The organism is Amycolatopsis sp. NPDC023774 (assembly GCF_040639695.1).
Lineage (GTDB): Bacteria > Actinomycetota > Actinomycetes > Mycobacteriales > Pseudonocardiaceae > Amycolatopsis.
Genome location: NZ_JBFAAJ010000024.1, coordinates 76660 through 99988 on the forward strand (window position 1 = coordinate 76660; position 23329 = coordinate 99988).

At 68.7% G+C, this 23329-nt stretch carries 16 protein-coding genes and 1 pseudogene; 10 read left to right on the forward strand and 7 right to left on the reverse strand.

The window, feature by feature from the left end; genetic code table 11:
• Positions 1-659 precede the first annotated feature (659 nt).
• From AB0F91_RS34985 to AB0F91_RS34995, 3 genes are all read right to left on the reverse strand, one after another.
• Complete coding sequence (locus AB0F91_RS34985; protein ID WP_360604608.1) at positions 660-2093, reverse strand: metallophosphoesterase family protein; 1434 nt, start codon at positions 2091-2093, stop codon at positions 660-662.
• 592 nt (positions 2094-2685) lie between these two features.
• Positions 2686-3969 (reverse strand): GNAT family N-acetyltransferase, encoded by a 1284-nt coding sequence (locus AB0F91_RS34990; protein WP_360604610.1) that lies wholly within the window; start codon positions 3967-3969, stop codon positions 2686-2688.
• 129 nt (positions 3970-4098) lie between these two features.
• On the reverse strand, positions 4099-5151 hold the full coding sequence (locus AB0F91_RS34995) for a hypothetical protein (RefSeq protein ID WP_360604612.1): 1053 nt from the start codon (positions 5149-5151) through the stop codon (positions 4099-4101).
• Between the two features lie 783 nt (positions 5152-5934).
• Between AB0F91_RS34995 and AB0F91_RS35000 the strand changes: the two genes are divergently transcribed.
• Positions 5935-6165 carry a hypothetical protein gene (locus AB0F91_RS35000; protein ID WP_360604614.1) on the forward strand — a complete coding sequence of 77 codons (231 nt, stop codon included), beginning with the start codon at positions 5935-5937 and terminating at the stop codon, positions 6163-6165.
• A gap of 286 nt (positions 6166-6451) precedes the next feature.
• Here the strand turns inward: AB0F91_RS35000 and AB0F91_RS35005 are convergent, their stop codons facing one another.
• Positions 6452-11443, reverse strand: coding sequence for an AAA family ATPase (locus AB0F91_RS35005; protein ID WP_360604616.1), 4992 nt, complete (start codon positions 11441-11443; stop codon positions 6452-6454).
• Between the two features lie 860 nt (positions 11444-12303).
• Here AB0F91_RS35005 and AB0F91_RS35010 point away from each other — a divergent pair.
• The 6 genes and pseudogenes from AB0F91_RS35010 (at position 12304) to AB0F91_RS35035 (ending at position 17214) form a co-directional block, all read left to right on the forward strand.
• Entirely contained in the window at positions 12304-12714 is a 411-nt protein-coding gene (locus AB0F91_RS35010; protein WP_360604618.1) for a cupin domain-containing protein, read from the forward strand.
• 603 nt (positions 12715-13317) lie between these two features.
• Positions 13318-14045, forward strand: a pseudogene (locus AB0F91_RS35015) (alpha/beta hydrolase fold domain-containing protein).
• A 71-nt stretch (positions 14046-14116) separates the two neighbouring features.
• Positions 14117-14551: a DsrE family protein gene (locus tag AB0F91_RS35020; protein ID WP_360604620.1), complete on the forward strand. Its 435-nt coding sequence runs from the start codon at positions 14117-14119 to the stop codon at positions 14549-14551.
• 473 nt (positions 14552-15024) lie between these two features.
• Complete coding sequence (locus AB0F91_RS35025) at positions 15025-15624, forward strand: HD domain-containing protein (RefSeq protein ID WP_360604622.1); 600 nt, start codon at positions 15025-15027, stop codon at positions 15622-15624.
• A 540-nt stretch (positions 15625-16164) separates the two neighbouring features.
• Positions 16165-16668, forward strand: a complete 504-nt coding sequence (locus AB0F91_RS35030; protein ID WP_360604624.1) for a hypothetical protein — start codon at positions 16165-16167, stop codon at positions 16666-16668.
• A 132-nt stretch (positions 16669-16800) separates the two neighbouring features.
• Positions 16801-17214: a hypothetical protein gene (locus AB0F91_RS35035; RefSeq protein ID WP_360604626.1), complete on the forward strand. Its 414-nt coding sequence runs from the start codon at positions 16801-16803 to the stop codon at positions 17212-17214.
• A gap of 313 nt (positions 17215-17527) precedes the next feature.
• On the opposite strand, the gene mihF is transcribed toward AB0F91_RS35035, so the two are convergent.
• Both mihF and AB0F91_RS35045 read right to left on the reverse strand, forming a co-directional pair.
• Positions 17528-17851 carry an integration host factor, actinobacterial type gene (gene mihF, locus AB0F91_RS35040; protein WP_360604628.1) on the reverse strand — a complete coding sequence of 108 codons (324 nt, stop codon included), beginning with the start codon at positions 17849-17851 and terminating at the stop codon, positions 17528-17530.
• Positions 17852-18246: 395 nt separating this feature from the next.
• The gene (locus AB0F91_RS35045) at positions 18247-19056 is read right to left on the reverse strand and encodes an IclR family transcriptional regulator (protein WP_360604630.1); all 810 of its coding nucleotides are present in this window, start codon (positions 19054-19056) and stop codon (positions 18247-18249) included.
• A 477-nt stretch (positions 19057-19533) separates the two neighbouring features.
• Between AB0F91_RS35045 and AB0F91_RS35050 the strand changes: the two genes are divergently transcribed.
• The 3 genes from AB0F91_RS35050 (at position 19534) to AB0F91_RS35060 (ending at position 22377) form a co-directional block, all read left to right on the forward strand.
• Positions 19534-20394 (forward strand): ABC transporter permease, encoded by an 861-nt coding sequence (locus AB0F91_RS35050; protein ID WP_360604632.1) that lies wholly within the window; start codon positions 19534-19536, stop codon positions 20392-20394.
• Between the two features lie 164 nt (positions 20395-20558).
• Entirely contained in the window at positions 20559-21482 is a 924-nt protein-coding gene (locus AB0F91_RS35055; protein WP_360604634.1) for an ABC transporter substrate-binding protein, read from the forward strand.
• Between the two features lie 52 nt (positions 21483-21534).
• Entirely contained in the window at positions 21535-22377 is an 843-nt protein-coding gene (locus AB0F91_RS35060) for an ABC transporter ATP-binding protein (protein WP_360604636.1), read from the forward strand.
• A gap of 49 nt (positions 22378-22426) precedes the next feature.
• Here the strand turns inward: AB0F91_RS35060 and AB0F91_RS35065 are convergent, their stop codons facing one another.
• Positions 22427-23236 (reverse strand): IclR family transcriptional regulator, encoded by an 810-nt coding sequence (locus AB0F91_RS35065; RefSeq protein ID WP_360604638.1) that lies wholly within the window; start codon positions 23234-23236, stop codon positions 22427-22429.
• Between the last annotated feature and the right edge of the window lie 93 nt (positions 23237-23329).

Below are 23329 nucleotides of genomic sequence, written 5' to 3' on the forward strand. Positions count from 1 at the left end.
TGCGCAGGTACGCCCGGGGACGATCGACCCTCGCCCAGCTGATCACAGTCCGTGAAGGGTGATCGCGGCAGGGTCACCGCACCGCGAGTGCCACTTCCTGATCGATGATGCGGTAGTCGGAGGAGAGGCCCCCAGGATCCACCCAGGCCTCGATCCGTTCCCCCGCAGCGCACCTGATGGCGTGGTTCCGTTGTCAGCGGCGAACTCCGCCCTGTCGCCGCGGCAGCCCGCCACGTGCCATGCCGCGCGCGCCGGCAGCGCGGTGACATCATCTCCCGTCGGCCAAGGACTTGAGGACATCGGCTGAACTCGCCGAAATCGCCTAGCCCGACCGGTACCCCTACGAAGTCGACTCCCGCAGGTCCTGCGGGAACCCTTCTGGCGCCCGGGCCGCCATCGGCCTGACTTACCAAGCAGGAACCATGTTCTGGGCTGGTACCTGCGCGACCTCAGACACCAGCCCAGAACTGTGTTAGCAGCCGCACGCGACTGAACGCCACCAGGACGCCTGTAACGCCGCCTCGCGTTCAGCCCCGGTTCGCTCCGGCGGATCAGTACCAGGAAGGTCCCGCAAGCCGGCCGAAGCGGTCAAGATCGCGGACGAGCGGGGCCGGCTTCAGTACATGTCCCGCCAGGGCGCAGCTGCCAGGCCCGATCGGTCAGCCCCGTGTGCCGGCCGCGGCGCGTTCGGGACGGCGGAGACCGGTGAGATCGACTTTCTTGACGATGTTGCGGTCCACCACGTTGTTCCCCAACGCGAACTGCGCCCAGGTCCCTGCGAGCTCCTGACGGCTGCGCTCGCTCCACTCGCGGGCCAGGTCGCTGCGCGACTTGTGGAAGTTCAGCGCGAACCCCTCGCTGTGCAGCCGGAGGATCGAGAAGCCGCCCGGGTACTCCTTGGCCGCGGCGACTTCCTGCAGGGTCACCTGCGGTGTGGTCGGGCTGACCGTGTGGTGGTTGCGGTGGGTGTGTCCCGCGTGGTGGAGGAAGACGCCCGGGGTCTTCGCGTAGGTCTCCAGGATCGACGCGGCCTGGGCGGCGTCCAGCGAGCTGCTCGACTTGATCGGCTTCGACGACTCCTGGACGACCAGCGGGTGGTGACCGAACACGAGGGTCGGCTGGTCCTTGTGCTCGGCCAGGTCTTTCATGAACCAGGCGTACTGCTCCGCCGCCAGCGCACCCGCGTCGCCTCCGCCACCGGCCTTGTCGTAGGTGTCGAGTCCGATCACGTGCAGACCGGAGAGATCGGTCGAGGAGAAGGCGACCTCGTCGTCGGCGAAATAGCGGTCCTGGAAGCAGTCGTTGCCCTGCCAGCGACCGACCCGGCAGTTCGCGTATGGGTCACCGACGTGCGCCCTGTCGTGGTTGCCGCGCGTGACGAAGTAGTCCTCGCGGTACTTGCCGAACCGGTCGAGCAACTGACCGGCTCGGCTGAGGTCGCCGGGTACGGCCTCGGCGGAGATGTCACCAGCGGCCAGGAGGTACGTCGGGTCGAAAGTCCGGACGTCGCGCACCAGGGATTCGAGCATGACCTCGGGATACGGCGGCTCGCCCGGGACCTGGACGATCGGGATGGCCGACGGGTCCCCGCCGACGAGGCCCGCCTGCGTCTCGCCCATGTGCAGGTCGTTGCACAGCACCACGGAGAATAGGTAGCGCCCCGGCGGCGGGTGCGGCGTGGTGAACGAGAATGGACCGCCCGGCGTGCCGAGGCCGTAGTCGTTGGTGCCGACGGCGTTGCCGGCGATGAGCGTGAACACCATGGGAGCGGCCAGCTTCCCGCGGGAGCGCGCCTGGTAGTAGTACGTCTGGCCCGGCTCGAGGTCGGTCAGCTCGACGTGGTGGTATGGGGTAAGTTCGCGCCCCTGGCCGGCGACTCGGTTGAGCCGGCGGGGGTTGGTGCCGTACCAGACCTCGCCGTCGGCGGGCAGCGGCATCATCCTGCCCGGGCCGTCGTTCGTGCCGGCCTCGCCGGTATACCAGGTCACCACGGCCCGGTCCTCCGTCAGCGTCACCAGTTCCAGGTTGACCGGCACGACCTCACCGGTCCCGGCAGCGCCGGTGGACGCGTAGCTTCGAGCGGGGTCGATCACTCTCAGCAGCGGTATTGCTGCAGTGGCGATCGCACTCCAGCGGAGAATGTCTCGACGGGTCACATCACAACCGGGCATGCGAAAAAGTTATGCGCGGGAAGTGACATGATCATTGGGGCTGGTCAACTTCACGGTTTCCCGACGGCAAAAATCGCGGTGGTGTGAGGTGGCCAGAGCAATCACTCAAATATGCCAAACCGGACATCTCGATCCCGGGGCGGCGGGGCAGGTCCGATTTCGTTCCCCGTTCATGCCGCGCCGCCGAATCTGCGACATACTCTGCGTCTGACCAGGCAATACCAGTGGCTGTGATTAATACGTTCACCTCCGAACTGTCTCCAACGGTTTCTTTCGGACTGGCTCGAAACCGCTCGCGTTCTCGAATGCCGGACGACATCCCGGCATTGCGATCGCCATTCCCGAGCAGGAGAGGCGCCAAAGCTCGGCCTCCCAGCCTTCGGGCCGACCCAGTCGACGAGCCGACTCACGCCGGCTTGACGAACCACGACAACCCCCGCTACCCGGCCAGAGCGCGGGATCCTGCCCGGACCAGACCCATAGGGCGCCTGGGCAAAGCTGGGGATCGCGACGATCACATACGCACGTACTGCTCGATGTCTTCTCGGAACTCGGTGATGGCCGGGTCGGTGAGTGTGGGCCGAGTGTCGGCGATGGCGGCGAGGTAGTCCTCGGTGCTGGCGGGGGAATCGTAGCCGTGGACGACTTCGCGTTCGAACGCAGCCTGAGCACCCTTGCGGGCGGCGAACTCGATGTCGGCGGGCGTGAACATCTCGCTCGCCACCACCAACCGGCGCAGCTCGACATTTTCGGCCGCGGGACCCAGGTAGCGCCGCCAGATCGCCGCCCGTGCCGCCGGGTCTGGGGGGCCGACCGGAATGACGTAGTCGAACCGGCCCGGGCGCAAGAACGCCGGATCGAGAGAGCGGACGGAGTTGGTGGCGCAGATCAGCAAACGGTTGTCGTGGTCGCGAAAGCCGGGGATCAGTTTGAGCAGCTCATTGGTGACGCCGTGGCCAGGATCAACGGCCAGCCCGGACCGGACGCCGGCTATCTCCTCGACTTCGTCGATGAACAGCACAACGCTCTCGAGCCCCGCCAGATCGGCGAACACGTCCCGCAGCGAATTGGCCAGACCCCCTGCTCCCACCGACGCGAGCCTGGAAGGGAACAGCTCCACGAACGGCCACTCCAGCCGGGAGGCAACGGCTTTGGCGAAACTCGTCTTGCCGGTGCCCGGCGGACCGAAGAGTATGACTGCCTTCGGTGGCGTGACGCCATGCCGGTCTGCCACCGTGGGCTCGGCCAGCGGCAGTACTATCCGCCGCTCGATGGTTTCCTTCTCCTGCTCCATCCCGGCGAGATCGGTCCACAGGCCTCGCGGGAGAACCCGCCCACCGAGCTCCGCGAGCAGCCCGGCGTCGCTGGCACCGAGATGCTCGACCTTCTCGTAAAACACCAATCCAGCGCGAGCGAGATAGCCGGAGTTCTCCAGGGCCGTGGCTCCCGTCGCGCCGGGAGGCAGCAGTGCGCTGATCCGGCGAATCCCCTGCGCCCGCAGTCGCCGCTCGAGCTCGCCGACCAGGGAGCTGCCGATCCCGCGGTTACGCCACATCCGGGCGAGCGCCACCCCCACGATCCACGCCCGCTCCCCCTGGGCCTGCGCGACTGCCATGCCCACCACGTCATCGCCGACTGCCGCGACCACGACGAGTTCGCCGGTCCGGGTTGCGGCAATGACCTCCGAAATCGGAAACACCGGAGGCGAATCGTCCGCCTGCCGGTCCTGATCCCAAAGCTGGATGACGCGGTCCAGATCGTCGTCGTGGAAGTCCCGCAATCGCCACGTCGGCACCATCACCACCTTACCGGCAACTCACCATCGCGCCCACACCTTCGGGACGCAGTTGATCGCCGCGCTGCCCGTACGAGCCACGGTGCGCTCGCCGGACCGTGGCCGTGGTGCGGTCCTGGTAGAGCACCGGTGTCAGGTGAGTCGGACCGTGCCCATGACCGCATGGCCGGGGATGCCGGCGGTCGCGGACTTGCCGGGACGCGGCACCCCGGCGATCCACAGCTGCCCGGTCGTCGCCGTCGCGAGGCCGAACGCGACGGGCACGTTCCGCATTCGGAAGCCGACCGTGCCGCCGTCGGGCAGGACAGCCCGGCCCTGGAGGCGGACGAGACCACGGCCGTTGATCGAGACCATCCGGTCGAGCACCACGGCCAGCTCGGTCCAGGTGTCGGCCGCGAGTGGAGCGCGCAGCCGAAACACGCGGACCATCAAAACCAGCGCTAGAACACCGACGAACGCCGCGACGAACACTGCCCCGCCTCTGGCCGGTTGAAGGGCCGGCTCGTCCGGCAGATCCGCCGACGCCCAGCCCGCGAGGACGGCGACGACGCCGTATACCGCCGCCGGGTACCAGCACAGGCGTGCGACGTAGCGCCGATAGGCCGTGAGCACCGGATCGAGCCGCGGCGAGGTCGGCTCCCGGGAGGCGACCGGCAGTACCCGCGCACCGGGCAGCGGGCCGTCAGTGATCCGCGCCGCCCCGAGAACGCCGGACCCCGGCAACGTGACCATTGCCCGCTCACCCACCCGCAGCAGCCACAGCCGGCGCTCGCCGGCCAGCTGCACCCGCAGCGGTGCAGGCATCCTGGTGCGCAGCCACCGGCCGTCGGGCAGGCGGACGCCGACCTCGCGACCCGCGAGGATCACCCCGTCCGGCGCGCAGTCGACTGGTTCGAACCGGGCCCCGAGAAACGGCACCGCGCGGCGGAGTGTGGTGAGAATGGCGATGGCCGCGACCAGGGCGACGCCGAAGAACACGACGAGGAAGAGTGGCGCGGCGACACCCTTACCGGCGAAGAACAGGGCTATCCCGCCGATCACGAACGGCAGCGGGAAAAACAGGCTCGCAGCCGCACGGCGGCGCGCGCTCGTGTGGAGCTCGCCGAACACCGGTAGTGCACCGGCCGGCACGGCGGGGTCGGGCTCCCAGAGCCGGACGCGAGCGGATTCCGGACGAGCGGTCATTTCTCTCCCCACGGGCGCATAAGGTCACCCGATCTTCGGTACCCAGGCGAGCGGCGTTACATCACACCACTTTCCCAGCACACGGAAGTCAGGTTAGGCAGCTCGAGTGACAGCTCGGCGCCGTGGCCGGTCACCCTTCGTTGTGCGCTCGAGCCGCCTGCGGACGCAGACCCGCAGCGGTGATGACGCGCCTCGTGGCCGTCATTGCGCCGCTGTCGGCGCCGAGGCTGCGGTTGGCGTGCGCGTGGTGGGCGGTGACAGAAACCAGGCACACCAGCTGTGGACTGTCGCGCACATGAGCGACCAAACCCCGACGTCGCCCACGGCGCCTGGTGACAACCAGCGTGCACAGGCACAGTCGCGTTGGCTCAACGGGTGGTGAACACGACCGGCAGGGCGAGCCTACGGAGATGCTGACGCGACACCGGGCAGGGCATGTTGAGTTCGGCGGGCTCGCGCGATCCGGCTTACGGTCAGCGCGACGAGGCCCACCGGCGGGGTCGCACTGGGTGCGCGGTGACCGGCTGATGCAGGCACTCCGCGCGACGAAGCGCGGCGCCGGCTACCCGTGGACGACCACGCCGATCGAGGACACCCGTAGGCCGCGGGTTCATTGAGTAGTTGGTGCGGCCGAAGGTGAGAACCCTTGTACTGCCAGGGGAGTGGCATGGCCGGCGATGAGCAGTCATCGACGATGCGCGGATCGCCGCCGGTGCTTCGAGGGCTGCGTGGGTGGCGCCCGAGCGCGAGATCGCATGACGAGTGTTCCATCGCATTGGTCTCGTGGCCCAGGCCGACGTCGATGAGGACTTCGTCTTTGCGTTGCTTGTTCCAGACCTGGTGTCCGGTGCAGCGGGGGTTAATCAGGATGACGCCGACGGCGCCCTTGGCCCGAGCGCGGCCGGTGCGGTGGCGGTTGCGAGCCGGGTCGTTCCTCGACGGACAGGGGATGTCGTCGCCGGTGAACCCCTCGGCGATCGCGAATTTGCACGGCATTCCGTTCAACAACAGTAGGATCGCCCGCCGCAGCAGCGTCGAAGGCAGGTCCTCAGCTCGTCCACGCTTTGCAACTTGTGGACTGTTACCGCAGTTGTGGACGACGACGGATGTCTGCCGGCTTCGACGGATCCTCGCGCTCGTCGCGTTCTCCCGTCTGGACTGTGCAGGCACATGATCGAGGCGGTCGCGCGGCTCACGTCCTGGCGGAGCGACCGGGCACCGCACCGAGGGAGGAGTACGGCCGCCGGTCGCGGAGGGACCCTGACCGAGCAATGAGACGCCTGGAGTTCGGTCCTACTGGCTAGCGAAACGCCGCACCGTTTGGCGTCGCGGTACCTGGCGCATCCAGGTCTGGCCGGCCGGTCGGTCGGGGCGATCTCTGGTCTGGTCCCGCCAGGGGAAGCTCGAGGTGCAGGCTGGTGCCTGCGCCGGGTGGGCTTTGGAGGTGGAGTCGGCCTCCGATGGCTTCGGCGCGGTCTTTGAGGCCGAGCAATCCGGTCCCCCGGGTGAGGTCGGCGCCACCGACGCCGTCGTCGCGGACCGTGATGCGCAGGACGCCGGTCGCGGGGTCGGGATCGATGGTGACGGCGACCGAGGATGCGCGTGCGTGTTTGGCCGCGTTGGTCAGGGCTTCGGCGATGATGAAGTAGGCGCTGAGCTGGACGGGCTCCGAAAGGGGTGGCAGCGAGTGCAGGTCGAGTTCGGCCGGGATCGGTGAGCGGCGGGCCAGCGCGCGGACGGCCGGTGCGAGTCCGCCGGTGGCGAGGATGCCGGGGTGCAGGCCGTGGGCGATTTCGCGTAGCTCGTCGAGGACGCCGGTGGTTTCGGTGGCGAGGTTGTCGAGTTCGGTGGTGAGGTGACCGGTCCCCGGTGGCATTTCGGCTTGGATTGCGCGCAGGCGCAGGGTGAGGGCGACCAGCCGCTGCTGGGCGCCGTCGTGCAGGTCGCGTTCGATGCGTTGGCGTGCTTGGTCGGCGGCGGTGACGATGCGGGCTCGGGAGGCGGTGAGCTGGGTGTAGAGCTGGGCGTTGTCGAGGGAGACGGCGAGTTGGGCGGCGATGAGTTTGACGGCGTCGAGCCGGTCGGTGGTGAACGCGCCGCGGATCAGGCGGTTTTCCAGCAGCAGCGCCGCTCGTAGGGTGGCGCGGCTGAGGATGGGTACGGCGAGAAGCGAGCAGCCGGGGAGATCGGCGAAGCACGGGTCGTGGGCGAAGCGGTCGTCGTGGGTGACGTCGTCGACCACCAGTGGTGTCTCGGTCCGGCGGAGGTAGCGCAGCACCGACATCGGCACCGCACGGTCGTCGCCGGGGGTGCCCGTGAGTTCGGGCAGCAGCCAGTTCTGCTGGTCGTCGCTCCACAGCAGCAGGCGGACGCCAGTGGCCCCGGTCATCGCGCTGAGCACCTCGACGACGCGCGTGTGCAGTCGCTCGATGCTGGTCTCGGAACTCAGTGCCTGGGACGCGGAGAGAATGCCGAGCAGGTCGAGGGTGCCCGTGGTGACCGCGCCGGGTTGATTGGGCAGCTCACCGGGCTGGTTCACGGCCGGCCCGAGGCTCACCTCGAAGTGTCGTCGAAGGGTGGGGTAGGCCCAGTCGAGTTGGGTGACCTTGGCGCTCGCGCCCCAGGCGGCGTAGTGCCGGCGGGCCTGGGCGAGCAGTTCGCGACCGGCGTGGTCCAGGCCGCGGGCCAGGTGGAAGCGCGCGGCGCGCTCGGTGATCAACGCACGGTGCCAGGGCCGGGGGCGGCGGGAGACCTCGCTGCGGGCCGCATCGAACGCCAGCTCGGCGGCCTGCACATCACCCGCCGCCCAGGCCCGCTCGGCCTCCACCCACCGCAGCAGGTGCAGGAAGTTGTCCGGGGCGTCCGCGGCCCGGGCGGACAGCCAACCCGTCACCTCGTCCAGTTCGGACAGCAGCGCGGCGCGTTCGTCGCCGTCGGCCGCGCGGGCCCTCTCGGCGAGGGCCAGCCCGTGCAGCGAGCGGACCACGGCGGTGGGGTAGAAGCCGGCGGCTACCGGAAGCAGCCGCATTCCCGCGGTACTCTCCCGGCCCAGACCGGCCAGATCCCCCGAGACGGCGGCGGCGATCGCGCGGGCGAGATACGCGTGGAGAAGCGCGAGCGGGTTGTCGGTGAACCGGTCGAGCGTGATCGGGTCGGCCGGGCTGTCGCCGCGGAGCACGTCGGCCAGCCACCGGTAGGTCTCGAGCACCTGCCCGGTCTGCTCGTTGCCGGTCCGGTGCACGAAGTTCAGTCCACCGTCGACCTCGGTGAGGAGGCTTTCCAACGAGGGGGCGCAGTCCGCCAGGGACCGCACGGTCAAGAGGTAGGTGTACCCGGCGTTCGTCAGGTCGCCGCCGGCGATCAGCCCCTCCCGGGCCCGCTGAGCTTCGTGGACTGCGTTTTCGATCGGCTCCAGCCAGCAACTGAAGAGGGCGGACCTGTGGCGCGCCCGGGACATGCCGGGCTCGGCGCCACGGGCCTCGGCCCACGCCAGGAGCCGCCATGCCGCCCGGTACCCGCCGACGTAGTCGCCGCGCTGCGACACGGCGCAGTAGGCGGCGGCGCCGGCGGGCCCGAGCAAGGTGGGGCCGGGGCCGTGCTCGATCCAGATCCGCAAGCCTTCCAGCCCGACCCACGCGACCAAGGCGAAATCGGCGGCGAAGTAGGCCGCCAGGAACGCAGCGTCGAGCACGTGAGTCGCAGCCAGGAGCACGGAGTCAGTGAGGTCCGGTCGGGCCTGGTCGTCGGCGGGGTCGCTGTGCTCGAGCCAGTGGTGCAGCGCGGCGAACCCCCGGTCGAGTTCGGCGGGGAGCCGCTCCGTCGACGGGACGTCGAGCCCGCACTCTCGCAGCGACTGCAGGCTCAGGCTGATCGCCTCCCCGAAACGGCCCCGGTAGCTGAGGCTGCGCACGTGAATCGCGATCGCCCGCGCGCGGTCCGGTGTGCTCGGGCAGAGCCGCTCGATCTCCTGGTACTCCTCGTCGGCCTCCACCAGGCGGCCCAAGCTGAACAGCGCCGCCTGCCGGGCCGTGCGCAGCTCGAGCGCCACGGCGGTCTCGGCGGGGCCGACCAACTGCAACGCGGCCATCAGGAGCGCGTTCACGGTTGTGTGATCGCCGATCAATGCGGCCTGGTCGGCCGCGCGCCGCAGCAGCTCGGTCACCACTCGCCGCTCGCCGGGGTCGTCCACCGCGTCGAGCACCGGCAGGTACTGCTCGGCGGCGACCGCGAACAGGTCAGGTGCTCCGGCCAGCCGTCGTGCCACGGCCAGTTGCAAGGCGCTTCGCCGCTGTGGACTGAGCCCGCGCAGGATGGCCTCGCGGATGCGGTCGTGGCGGAACCGCACGGCGCCGCGCTCGAGCACGAGCAGGCCCTCGTCGACGGGCGGGGTCAGGCGCTGTGCGACCACGTCCGCCTGCTCGCCGGTGGCGGTCTGCAACAACGCCGTCTCGACCCGCCCACCCACGCAGGCCATCGCCTCGACCAGCTGCCGCGATGGCGGCGGCAGGGCTTGGATCCGCGACGTCAGCAGGTCGCCGCCCTCCTCCGGGCCCAGGTGGGCGCGCACCGCTGCGGGGTCCCACTCCCATCCCGCGGAGGTGGCGGTGAGGACGCCGTGGTGAGCCAGCGCGGTGAGCAGCTGCACGGTTTCGTAAGGATTGCCGCGGGTGCGTGGCGCGATCACCTCGACCAGGCCCGCCGCCGCCGCTGCGTCGGCGTGCAGCATGTCGGCGACCAGGGTGATCAGGCTTGGGGTGGGCAGGTTCTCCAGGTGCAGGTACCGCACACCGGTCCGGTCGCGTGATGGCGACAGCGTCGGTGGCTGTGCCGTTTGCCCATCGTGGTCGCGGTGCACGCCCACCAGCAGCAGGCCGGGGATCGGGTCGGTGTCGAGCAGGAGGTCGACGAAGCCGAGTGGGCCGGGGCCGGCCCATTGCAGGTCGTCGAGGAACAGCAGCACCGGCCGGTCCGGGGAGGCGATCGCGCGCAGAAGCTGGACGCTGTTGTGCTGCGCGCGCACTTGTGCGGTCAGCGGGTCGCCGGGGTCGGGCGGCACGGCCAGCAGCGCGGCGAATTCCGGCACGACCGCGGTGAGCAGGCCCGCGTGCGGCCCGACCGCGGCGGTGATCCGTTGCCGGAGCTGGGCCAGCTCGCTCTCCGGCTGGGCCAGCAGCAGGCGGCCCAGCGAGCGGAACGCCTGGAACACCCCGTCGAACTCCAGGTCGCGCCGGTACTGATCGAACTTGCCGGCAAGGAACCAGCCGCCTCGGCTGGTGACCGCCGGCCGTAGCTCGTGGACGAGCGCCGTTTTGCCGACCCCGGCCGCGCCGCCGATCAGCACGCCCGGGCACCGGCCCGCCAGCGCGCCCTCGAACGCCGCCTGCAACGCGGCCACCTCGGTGTCGCGCCCCACCAGCCGTACCGGGGCGACGGGCAGGCGCGGGAAGTCGTGGTGCCCGATCGGGATCGGTTCCGTCGCGCGCCCGGCCTGGGCGTCGCGCAACCGTTCCAGGTCGTGGATGACACCCTCGGCGGTCTGGTAGCGGTTGTCCGGCTCCTTTTCCAGCAGGTGCAGGATGATCTCGGACAGCGGGGCCGGCAGGGCCGGGTTCACCTCGACCGGGGGTGCCGGCACCCGGGCCAGGTGGTCGTGGACCAGGCGCAGCGGGTCCCCGGAGCCGAACGGCGGCGCGCCCGTCGCCAGCTCGTAGAGCGTGGCCCCCACGGCGTAGAGGTCGCTGCGTTGATCCACCGGACGGCCGGTCCGCCCGGTTTGCTCGGGTGAGAGGTAGGCCAGTGTCCCGACGATGTCGCTGCGGCCGGGGGAGGGCGGAGCTGGATCGGGGAGGGAGGTGGCGAGCGCGAAGTCGAGCAGGCACGGGGTGCCGTCGGGCGAGAGCACGATGTTCGCGGGGGTGATGTCGCGGTGCACCACCCCGCGCCGGTGCATCGCCGCCACGGCTCGGGCCACCCCTAGCCCGACCCCGAGCAGGACGTCGACGGGAAGCGGCTGCGCTCGTCCGGCCAGGTTTCGGTCGCCGGCGTCGGCCAGCACGATCGACCCCGCACAGCGTGGCGCGTCCAGCAGCTGCGCGACATTCGGGAGCCCGCGAAGCCGTTCCAGCATCGCGCGCTCGTGCCGCAGCCGCTTGGGTGCGTCCGGGCCCAGCGGCTGCTTGCACACCACGGTCCGCTCGCCGAGGGACATCCGGCAGACGCGCGTGTGCTCGGTCTCGCTCAGCACGGCAACCTGCGCGGACGAATCCCGCCCCGGCCGCCCACCAGTGTCCATCCGACACCTCCACGACCCACCGCGACTCCTGCCTACACCTGTTCCGGCCCGATTTCGACCCCCTCACACGAAGGTGAATCTATTTCTGGTTCGTCGCTCTTTCCGAGTTCACGGATTCCGCTCGGCGAGCAGCCGCAGCCGTGCCGGCGGACGCTGGCGTCGCCGTGGGCGTTTCAGGCCGAACGCACGAACAGCTCGAACTCGTGATGCCGGCAAGTTGTCGCGTCGAGGCTCGTCGATCGGGTCCGGGTACCAGGACGCGAATTCGCCGCCGAAGCGGTTGGCAGCCAGTCTGGGGCGCCTTTCGGAAAGTTCCTTTCCGAAGAACTGCTGACCGTTCACGCCGTCGGGGAAACGGATGAACCTGACCGGCCGGTGAGCAGGACATGGAGCAGTACCGGTGCGATCCGCAAGTAGTAGTTGATCACCTTGACCCGGAGTAAGCCGTCGTGGAGCGGGTGGGCAGATTCAGGTCTTTCTCGGTCGTCACGGCTGGGCTCTCACGCCTTCGGCTTGCCGGGCCAAAGAGGTTCGGGGAGGACCGTGCAGAAGCTCCTCGGTCACGACCCGCCGAGCACCACCGTCCCTGCAGTTCGTGTGGCACGCGTTGGCGGATATCGCGGTGTGGCTGCCGATCAGTTGACGATCGGGCACGTTGAAACACTCATCCGGGGCGTCGAGACGGACAAGCGAAACGGCACCAGATGGTCGTCGACGCGACCGGCTGCACGCCGAGTGCCTGGTCACAGCGCTGGCCGGCGTCCCGCTCATCGGAGTGGTGTCTTGTCGCTCGTCCGCGACCGCCCCCGTACGCGGGAAGAAAGACCGTCTGCCGCGGTCGGCCCACGTAGCATCGGGCGATGTTGTCCACCGGAAACGTCCAAATCTCGGACCTGCTCAACGTGACGCCACCCTGGATCCCTGAAGGTGCGCACGTGATGACGCAGCTCATCGAACTTCCGCCCGCGGATGCGGGACTGCCGCCACACCGCCATTCCGGACCCGTGTTCGGGTACGTACTGGAGGGCAAGATCCTTTTCGAAATCGAGGGCGAGGAACCTCGCGAGATCGCCGCCGGCGAGCCGTTGTGGGAACCCGGCGGCGACGTCGTCCACTACCAGATGGCAAACCTGGAACCGGATTCCTGGAGCCGGTTCTTCGCGGTCTGCATCTGCGCCCCGGACGTCGAAATGATCACTCTGCTGGAGCCGGAAGAGATCAAATCCCGCGATCACCTGCGTCATCCCAGCGCCAGGCAGCACGAGGAGTAACCCGACTCGGCCCAGACGGCAATCGCAGCGGCACGTGACGACGCCGTGCAGGTCTCGGAACCCTCGACCTGGGTGGCCCACACCTACCGTTGAATGAGCTGGGTCGCATCACCCTTGCCGCCGACGGCGACAGCAGCACGGTGACGGTCGACAACAATGCGGGCGTATTCGGCGCCGTAACTGACGCCGTTGCCGCCTCGCTGCGGACGACCCAGGGAGACGGCCTGCAAGTGCGCCTGCATCAACCGGCCACCCGCGGGGGCCGGCCGGATCTGGCGAGACGACGTCGTCGCCGATTGCCGGCGACGCATCACGCGTAGCCGTTTTGGCGTGCGGGAGACGGTTCGCCATGCGGCACATCCCCGGGGCCCGCCAGGCATTCGCGCACCGAGATCTGATCAAACGAGGTGACTTGTGCTCAAGGAGAAGAACATCCCCGCCTCGGACCTCGAGCAGGCCAGAGCGATCAAAACGGCTCCGCAAGGAAAGAGTTCCTGACGTGACTACGCCGGCGGGCCGGATCGAGATGCGGACCGATGCGATCGGCGCCGGCAGGGGCGCCGGAATCGCTCACCCCGCACGAAATGATCATTTCCGGTCCCGATGGCGGCCTGCGTCTGCGTGTCCTCCGCCCACCGGGCGACGTGCGTGCCGGTGATGGTCAATATCCACGGCGGCGGACGGGTCATCGGGCTGCCCGAACGGGACGACCTCATCTACCAACTGACAGCGAGCACGTATGGCGTCGCGACGGTCAGCGTCGACTACCGGCTTGCGCCGGAGAACCCCTATCCCGCACAGCTCGAGGACTGCCTCGCCTCCGTCGAGTGGCTGTTGGAGCACGCCGAGACCGAATTCGGCACCGACCGGCTGGTGATAGCCGGAAGTTCCGCCGGCGGGCACCTCGCCGCGATGACCTTGCTCCACCTGCGCGACGAACTGCGTGCGATCGACCGGCTCGTCGCTGCGAGCCTGGTGTCCGGCGTCTACGACGTAAGCCTGAGCCTCGCCGCACGCCTGGCCACGACGGAAACTCCCGTGCTCACGGCACAGTACCTCCAGGGCACCGCCGAGACGGTGTTCCCGATCGGATTGAAATCGTGGCACAGTCCGCGGTTCTCACCCTGTATGCCGATCTCGCGGGGTTGCCACCCGCCTTGTTCACGGTGGGTAGTCTCGACCCGCTGCTTGACGACTCGTTTTTCATGGGTGAGCGATGGAAGGCGGCCGGCAATGACGCCGAGCTGGGCATCTGGCCGGCGGCACCGCACAAGTTCTTCGGCAAGGTCCCGCCGGTGGGCAAGCACGCCCAGGCCCGGATCAATTCCTAGCTCGACGCGCGCCTCGACGCGTGACTGCGAGTCAATCCAGCGAACAAAACTGATCTTCTGAAGGAGCGACCGTGTCGGAAAAGCCTCTGCACATCGACATCCCGGTGAAACTGGCCGAGGTCAAGGCTGTGTTCAGTGTGGGATCTCTGGATTTCGAAGGTGACCTCCCGGCGTCCTTGTTCCACTTGGGGCTCATCGCGGGTGACGCGGCCGACTGGGGTGCGAGCTCGGATGTCGTGGTCGTGTTCCACACCAACGCCGGGCACGTCACGTTGCACGACGCGGCCTACAACGCCGACCGGAACATCTCGACCGGCAACCCCTACCGGCAACTCGTCGCCGATCTTGTCGCCCGTGGCGTGCGTGTCGAGCTGTGCGGGGCCACCGCGAAGGCGCACCACTGGGACAACGAGGACCTCCTGTCCGACATCCTGGTGAACACCGACGCCATGGCCAGGACGATCCAGCTCGTCCAAGAGGGATACATCAAGATCACCGAATCCTGAACGACACCCACCCGGCGAATTCGGACCGCCTCGGTGTGCCCTGCGGCGAACGGTCGCCGCCGCCATCACCGACGCACAAGAAGGCGTGGCCTGCACCATGTGCACCGCGGCCCTCCCGATCCGGCGGTGCCAGGAACAGGTACCGCCGGAGGCCGAAGAGACGTAGCCGCCCTCGTCGCTGCGGGCGAGCAGGCCGGCGAGCCACCCCCTCGGCGTCGGCGTCGGTCAGGCCGTCCGCCCGACGACGAACATCTCGTGCGCAGGAGTGAACGGGCCCCCGAGGCCGGTCGCCGTGGTCGACCGTGCCGAGCTTGACGAACTTCTCGTCCGCGCGGGCAGCCACGCGGACGGTGGTCGGGCCGCCGCGACTCGAGGCCAGCACGAGCGCGCGACGGTCGGCGGTGAAGCCGGTGGCCGGTAGCTGGACCTGGGAGCCTTCTGTTCAAGCGAACTCGGCGCATATTCTGACCACCATGCGCCTCGCCGATGTCCCGCTCCCTGACAATCCCGCGTGCGTACACGCGCTCGAAGTGGCGAAGGCCTACAGTTCGCCCGCCCTGGTCAACCACTCGATTCGCTCGTATGTGTGGGCGGCTGCCTACGCCACCGGCCAGGGCATCGGCTTCGACGACGAGTTGCTCTTCGTAGCGGCGCTGCTGCACGACCTCGGCCTGGTCGAGCAATTCGACAACCACGCCAGACCGTTCGAAATGGCGGGCGGCGACGTCGCGTGGGTGTTTGCGGCGGGTGCCGGGTGGCCGGTGCCGCGGCGCGGGCGGCTGGCCGAGGTCATCGTCCGCCACATGTGGGACGAGGTGGACCGGGACGAGGACCCGGAAGGCTTCCTGCTGGCGCGGTCCACCGCCGTCGACATCGCGGGGCGCAACGCCGACGACTTCTCCGCGGAGTTCCGCGCCGAAGTGCTCGCGCAGTACCCGCGGCTGACTCTGGCTGCCGAGTTCGTCGGGTGCTTCGAGGACCAGGCCAAGCGCAAGCCGGACAGCTCGGCCGCCGTCACGATCGGCCGAGGCCTCGCCACGGTGATGGCCCAGAACCCGCTCGAACACCTCTGAGCGTCAAGCGTCGCTTCGCTTCCATCATCTCGTCTCCGGGCCCGATCCAGATCGTGAACAGGCCCGCTGTGAACGCGAGCGACACCGATAGCCCGGCAATCGGGTACGGACCCAGCGTGCCGACCAGCACCTGGGTGCCGACCCTGCCCACGCCCCCGTGCCGCCCGCTGCACTACGAATGACATCGTCCGCAAAACCCGCAACGGCCTCGCCCGCGGCCACACCGGCGGCCGGCCCCGCGTCGTCGACGCCGACAAGCGCCGCATCATCCTCGCTCGGCACGCCGACGGCGAGTCCATCCGCACCCTCACCCACGCCACCAAGGTGTCCGTCGGCACCGTCATCGCCGAGCAGGGCACGACCAGCGGCTGATCACCGCTGGTCAGCCATATCCGCCCGATTTTCAGCGAGTACCAGTCGGCAACCCGGCGGTCGGGTCGGGGCAGTGCCGCAGGTTGGCGGCTGCGGGCCGTGACGCGGATCAGCACCCCTGCCCGTATCTTCGGTGAATCGGTCTCCGGCCGCGCGTAGTGTCCCAGCATGGACCCCGACAGCCAGCACGGCCTGCGCGGAGAGTCTGTTCCGGAATTGCTGGGACACTACGCGGCGATCCTGCAGGAGTTGCGCCGGCGGGGCGTGGTGAGGACTCGGAAGGCGCCGCTGGGTGACTATGCCGAGTGCCTCGCCGCGCGGGTCTACGACGGGGAGCTGGCTCCGAACTCGGTCACGTCCTACGACCTGCGGGCTGCGGACGGGCGGCGGATCCGGGTGAAGGCCAGGACCATCCACCCGGACACCCGAGGCGCGTTCTTCGCGCCCTTCCGTTCTTTCGATTTCGACGTCGCCGTCTTGATCGCCGTCGACAGCTCCAGCTACAACGTGCTTTGGGCCCGCGAGGTGCCGGCCGCCGACATCGAGGCCGCCAGCCAGTACTCGGCGCACATCAACGGGCACCGGATCTCGATCACCGCTGGTGCGCGGCTCGGCACAGATGTCACGACGCAATTCAGCGCCGTCCTGTCAGCGCAACCTCCCAGAACGTGACATTGGCGCGGACACGGCAAGCTTTACAGTCCTGCGGTAGCACCGATCAGGCGGCTGCTGCTGCCGCCTCTCGTGCTGACGTTGTCGCTCCTGCTCCGGCGCACCACCCGATCGGCCGGTGTCCTGCTGGTCGTGACCGTCGCCCTGACCTCCGTGGCCTACGCCGTGTCCGGGCCGACCATGGACTACCTCGGCCGTTTCGCCGACCACGGCGTGCCGGTGCTCTGCCTCGGCGCCGGCCTGACCGCCGGGGCACTGGGCGGACGGTGGCTGACAGCCCTGGCGGGCGCCGTCGCCGTCGTCTGGTCAGCCGTCGCCGGCGCGACCGCACCCGACCTCCGCATCATCGCCAACTACGGACCCGACCTGCCGCGCGCACACGTCGCGATCGGCAAAGGCCTTGGGACGGCTGAAGTGCCGCAGCAAGCACGCACGCTGCCTGTCGGCGACGCCGGTGCGACTCCTACTACAGCGGCTGGCAGGCGATCGACTACATCGGCCTCAACGACCCGCAAACCTCCCGAGGCGCCGACCCAACCGCCGTGATCACGAAGGCCCACCCGACAGTTCTCATCATCACCTCGGGAAGCCCCCAGATCCCGGAACCCGCTACGGCGTCCGCAACTTCGAGGCCACCGCCGGCTACCAGGAAGTCGCGCTGTGCAGATGCGGAACGGCTACTTCCACACGGTGTGGGCGTTGCCCAGTTCGCCGGCACCGTGCGCGACCACGTGCAGGCGGCCGTCACGGCGGCTGCACCGCTCAACGCCCCGGCCACTACGACGAGTCCGTCGACCGCTGGCTCGACCGCCTCGAACATCAGCTGCCGGGCCTCTGACCCGATCCATCCACCAAGGTCTCAGCGCTGCACCGCGGCGACCAGCAGGTTCCGCTGCCTCCCACCCAGGCCACGGACCCGTCGGGCATCGGAGATCCCGACCTCGTCCATCAGCCGCTGCGCGGAAACCGGGCCGAACCCAGGAAGGGACCGCAACAGCAGCCGCACCCGCGTCCGGGCGGCCGCACCGTCCGGATCGGCAGCGGCTTGTTCCAAGACGCCAGGCAGCGTGACGACGCCGTCCTTCACGGCCGCCAACAGCGCGGTCCTCTGCTGGCGCAGCAGCTTCGCTTTCTCCAGCGCGGATTCGCGCTGCTCGGCGGTCAAGGCCGGTACAGGCATCATCGGCTCCAGAATTACAAGGGGTAGGGCCGGTGTACTCACGGCCAACCCGAAGCTACCCAGTGCCGGGCCGGACAAACCGCCTGAACGCGAAAAACCCCTCCGCGGCCTGACCCGCCAGGCCGGGCCGCCGGCTGCCAAGAGCGGCGACCACGTGGCAGCGGCCGACGAGCAGGCCCGGCTCGCGGCGCTGCAGCGGATTGTCGGCGTTGCTGCCGCTCGCATCGGTGTGGGTTCTGCCCGGCCAAGCGCGATCAATGCTGCTTTGCACGTGCTGGGCGTCATCGAATCGCCCGCGACCGCGATTCCGCAGTTACCGTTGAACGACGACGAGGTCGCCGCGGTCACGACCGCGCTGGGCGACGCGCGTCTGGGTGGAGAAGGTTCGGCCTGGCGGCTCAGCCAGCCACCCCGAACCCGTTGCGGGACCGAAGCTCCTGAGAGAGGCTTCCGGCCAAACCGGACAGTTCCGCGGCCGTCTCCAGCAGTCGTGGTGCGAGTTTCTCCATGCGTTCGTCGGACAGCTGCAGGCTCGGGCCGGCGATGCTCACGACGCCCAAGGGGGCTCCGGTGCCGGGTTCCAGCAGGGGAGTGGCCATCGCGGAGATGCCTTCCTCGACGCTGTCGTGGACCCGGGCCCAGCCCTTGTCGCGCGCTTCCTGAATGCGAGCCTGGACCTCGGCCAGGCTCGTGGGTGCGTTGTGCCCGGCCGGGTACCGTTCATCGAAGTCCTGTCGGGCGACCAGGCGCAGCGCGTCGTTGTCGTCGAGCCCGGACAACCACGCGACTCCACTGGCCGTCGACGCGAACGGGACCTCGGAACCGTGGTCGGGATCGTAACGAAGTCCCGCGCGGGCGCCTTGCGACTTCGCGACCCACAGGAGCTGTTCACCGTCGACCAGGCCGAGGCGGACAAGCTGGCCGGATTCGGTCGCGAGCCGAGCGAGCACTGGGACGGCCAGCTCGAAGATTGTGCTGCTGGCCAGGTGCTTCAGGCCCAGGCTGACGATCCGCAGGGTCAGCGCGTAGTTGCCCGACTGCTCATGCTGTCGTGCGAAGCCGTCCTCGACCAGGGTGACCAGGATGCGGTGCGCCGCGCTCTTCGGCAGGTCCACGGCTTCGGCGATGCGGGTGAGCGGCAGCCCTTCCGGGGTTCCCACCAGGCACTGCAGAACCCCCAGGCCGCGTGACAATGCCCCTGCCGCCATAGCTCCCCGCTCTCCGCCGCACCCAGTCCGGCTGCTGTAGCCGAGTGGTCACCGCACGCTCGGTCTGCTCATCGATCGTTGACATCTTATCAGAACGATGTTCCACTCTTGAAGCCCGTTCCAAATCGCACGCATCGGAGCGCTGCGACACCCAAGGAGCCGACGATGACTCCCATCGCCACCGTGCTGCGCAGGAGCAACGCCCGTTTACCTCGCGCCGGGGAATTCGCCCCCGCTGTCGCCGGAGCGGACAGCTGTGCGGTGGGACTACGGATTTCGCGAGCACGTGCTTGTTTCCGGCGTCCGCTACGGGCGGAACTGGCGTAGCGCGTCCTCGCCTGACCGTCGCGGCCATCGCCTCGGGCGCCAAGCGCCGAATCCGCAACCGGCGTCCGTGCCGCATCCGGCGGTTTCCACGGTTATCGAGCCGCATCGCGGTGCACCTCTTGCAGTTTTCTGTCGAACAAAGGAGTTCCGATGTCTTCGTCGTTGTCGGCAAAGGACGCCCTCGTGCCGAAGGGCGATGCCCCGCAGGCAGCCGGGGGCGGGGGGCGAAGCAAGGCAGCCGGCCGTAAGAGGATGCGGCGGAGGATCTGGAGCGTCGTCCCGATCGCCACGTTCCTTGCCATCGTCGGGCTCTGGGCGCTGATCGTCGCTGTGCTGGACATCCCGAACTACCTGCTGCCGAGCCCGTGGGCGGTGTTCGAGCAGATCGTGACGGGTTGGCCGGTTCTCTGGGAGAACGCGCAGACGACCATTGCCGAAATCCTCCTCGGTTTCGGCATCTCGATCGTGATCGCGATCCCGCTGGGGTTGCTGGTGGCCCGGTCGCTCGCGGCCAGGCAGATCATCTACCCGCCGGTGATGCTCGTGCAGCTCGTGCCGAAGGTCGCCGTCGCGCCGCTGTTCGTGGTGTGGCTCGGGCTGGGCTTCAGCTCGAAGCTCCTGCTGACCGTGCTGATGACCTTCTTCCCGTTGCTGGTATCCAGCATCAGCGGCTTTTCCATTTTGGACAGCCGCTTCCTGTACCTGACGCGATCCATGGGTGCCAGCGGCTGGCAGACGTTCCGCTTCCTGCGGTTCCCTGCCGCGCTGCCGGTCATCTTCTCAGGTCTCAAGACGTCGGCGACATTGGCCGCCACCGCCGCGATCGTCGCGGAATTTGTGGGGTCCAACAGCGGGCTCGGGTACGTCTTGCTCCAAGCCACCAACACCCTCGACTCCACCACGGTGTTCGCGGTCCTGGTGCTCCTGACGTTGCTCGGAGTGATCCTCAATTACGTCGTCGAACTGATCGAGTTCCTGCTGACTCCGTGGCAGCGCGCCAAACTCACCTGAACCGGTGCCCGAAAACGTTCTCCCTTCCCCCAACGAAAGGTCTTTTCATGCATGCCGCCTTCAGAAAGGCCCTCGCCGTCGGTGTCGCCGTCGGTGTCGCGGCGCTCAGTGTCGCCTGTTCGTCCGACGGTTCCGGATCGTCGTCGGGTTCGGGCGGAACACAGATGACCTTCCAGCTGAACTTCCCGCCGGGCGGTTCGAACTCCGGGTTCGCGGCGGCCGTCGAGGAGGGCTACTACAAGGCCGCCGGCCTTGATGTGACGATCGTTCCCGGCACCGGGTCCTCGCTCACCGCGCAGATGGTCGCCTCCGGGCAGGCCAAGATCGGCTACGCCGACTCCACCGCCACTGCGCAGCTGATTGCCAAGCAAGCGCCGCTTTCGGTGCTGGCCACCGTGTACCAGTCGAACCCGAATGCGGTCCTCGCTCTCCCGGGCAGTGGCATCCGCTCGGTGCGCGACTTGAAGGGCAAGAAGGTGGGAACCCCGGTTCCGTCATCGCAGGCGACGATGCTGCCGCTGTTCCTGGCGGCCAACGGCCTGTCCTCGAACGACGTCAACCTGGTCAACCTGGCGCCGACGTCACTGGTCCAGTCGCTGCTGCAGCACCGTGTCGACGCCATCCTCGGCTCCACCGACGCCTACCAGGTCCAGCTTGAGCAGCAGGGCGCCGGGCAGCTGTTCGTCGCGCCGTTCGCGACCAACGGCGTGCCCACGGTCAGCACGTCGATCTTCGCCAACAAAGACTGGGCCTCCTCTCACGCGAACGACGTGAAGGCGTTCGTGAAGGCGTCGTTGCAGGGCTGGCACCTCGCTGCCACGAACCCGGACAAGGCGACCGCGGACGTGAACAAGCTGTGGGGTGCTAAGGCGGACAAGGCCTCCGGCGAGGAGCTCAAGGCGATCATCGGCGCGAACCTCTTGTGCGCCGGAGGCGCGAAGTTCCTCGGCAAGGCCGAGCCTGCTCAGTGGACCAAAACACAGGATCTGCTCTCGCAGGTCGGATTGCTCCCCAAGGGGATCGATCCGACGAAGTACTACACGTATGACTACCTACCGGCTGACCTGCAGCCGTGCCCAGTCAAATGAGGTCCGGCGTGACGATTCCGCGAACAGCACCCGCACTCGAAAGGTTCCGCCCATGACCGCTGCACAGTCTGCCCCGGAGGCCCGGGCGGCGAGTACCCCGATCGTCATCGACGGCGTCGGCAAGGTCTTCGGCGAGGAGACCGACAAACCCTTCGAGGCTGTGCGCACCGTGTCGATGGACATAGCCCCGGGCGAGTTCGTCTCGGTCGTCGGTCCCTCCGGCTGTGGCAAGAGCACTCTGATGCTTATGGTCGCCGGCCTCCTGGAGCGGTCGGCCGGCACCATCACCGTGGGCGGTGAGGTCGTGTCCGCTCCGATCACCGACGTTGGCATCGCGTTCCAGGACCACCTGCTGCTCGACTTCCGCACGGCGGAGAAGAACGTGCTGCTGCAGGCCGAGATCCGCGGCTTGGATCGGACCCGGCTGAAGGCCCGTTCGGACGAGCTGTTCGAGCAGCTGCGCCTCACCCATGCCAAGTCCCGGTACCCGCGCCAGCTCTCGGGCGGCATGCGCCAGCGCGTGTCGCTCATCCGGACGCTGGTGCACGACCCTTCGGTGATCCTGATGGACGAGCCGTTCGGCGCGCTCGACGCGCTCACCCGGCTGCAGGTGCGCACCGACCTGGAAGCGCTCTGGCTGGAGCGGCGGCCGACGGTCGTGTTCATCACGCACTCCGTGGAGGAGGCTGTGGGCTTGTCCGACCGGATCTTCGTGATGAGCCCAAGTCCAGGAGAGATCGTCGACGAAGTGGTCGTCGAGCTGCCGCGGCCCCGGCCGATCGTGCTGGGCGAGTCGCCCGAGTTCTTCGCCTATGTCGATCGTATCTACAAGCAGTTCCAGCGAATGGGTGTGTTGCACGGGATCGAGGTGCCTGCCGCGGGCCGCGACGCGTGACGGGCCGGTTCCGGTGCTCGCAGCGGTGCGGGCACCGGACCACTCCGGGTCAGCCCGGTACGCCGAGTCCGGCGCGGGCGCGGATCTCCTGGGACAGACTGCCGGCCAGGCCGGAAAGTTCCACGGCCGTTTCGAGGAGGTGGGGCGCGAGCTCCGCCATGCGCTCATCGGGGAGCTGGAGGCTCGGCCCGGCGATGCTCACCACGCCCAGGGGCGCACCGGTGCCGGAGTCCACCAACGGGGTCGCCATCGCGGAGATGCCTTCTTCGACGCTGTCGTGGACGTGGGCCCACCCGCGTTCACGGGCTTGGTGGATGCGGGACTGGACCTCGGCCAGGCTGGTGGGCGCGTTGCGGCCCGCAGGGTGGCGCTCGTCATAGTCCTGACGGGCGACCAGGCGGAGGGCTTCGTCGTCGGTGAGGCACGAAAGCCAGGCGACTCCGCTGGCGGACGAGGCGAAAGGGATCTCCGAACCGTGGTCGGGGTCGTAGCGCAGGCCGGCGCGGGAGCCCTGCGATTTGGCCACCCACAGGAGTTGCTCGCCGTCCACGAGGCCCAGGCGAACCAGCTGACCGGACTCGGCCGCGAGGCGCGCGAGCACGGGCACGGCCAGTTCGAAGATGGTGCTGCTCGCCATGTGCCGCAGTCCCAGGCTCACGATCTTCAACGTGAGCGCGTAGTTGCCCGATGGCTCGTGCTGCCGCACGAATCCTTCGTCGACGAGGCTGACGAGGATGCGGTGCGCCGCGCTTTTGGGGAGGTCCTGCTCCTCGGCGATGCGAGCCAAGGGCAGGCCTTCCGGGTAGCCGACCATGCTCTGCAAAACGCCCAGACCGCGCGACAATGCTCCTGCTGCCATCGCTCCTCGCTCTCCGCCGCACCGACGTCCGGCCAGCGTAGCCGAGCGTTCCCTTCGCAGCGCTCGGTGTGTTCTTCCCCCTGATTGACAAAA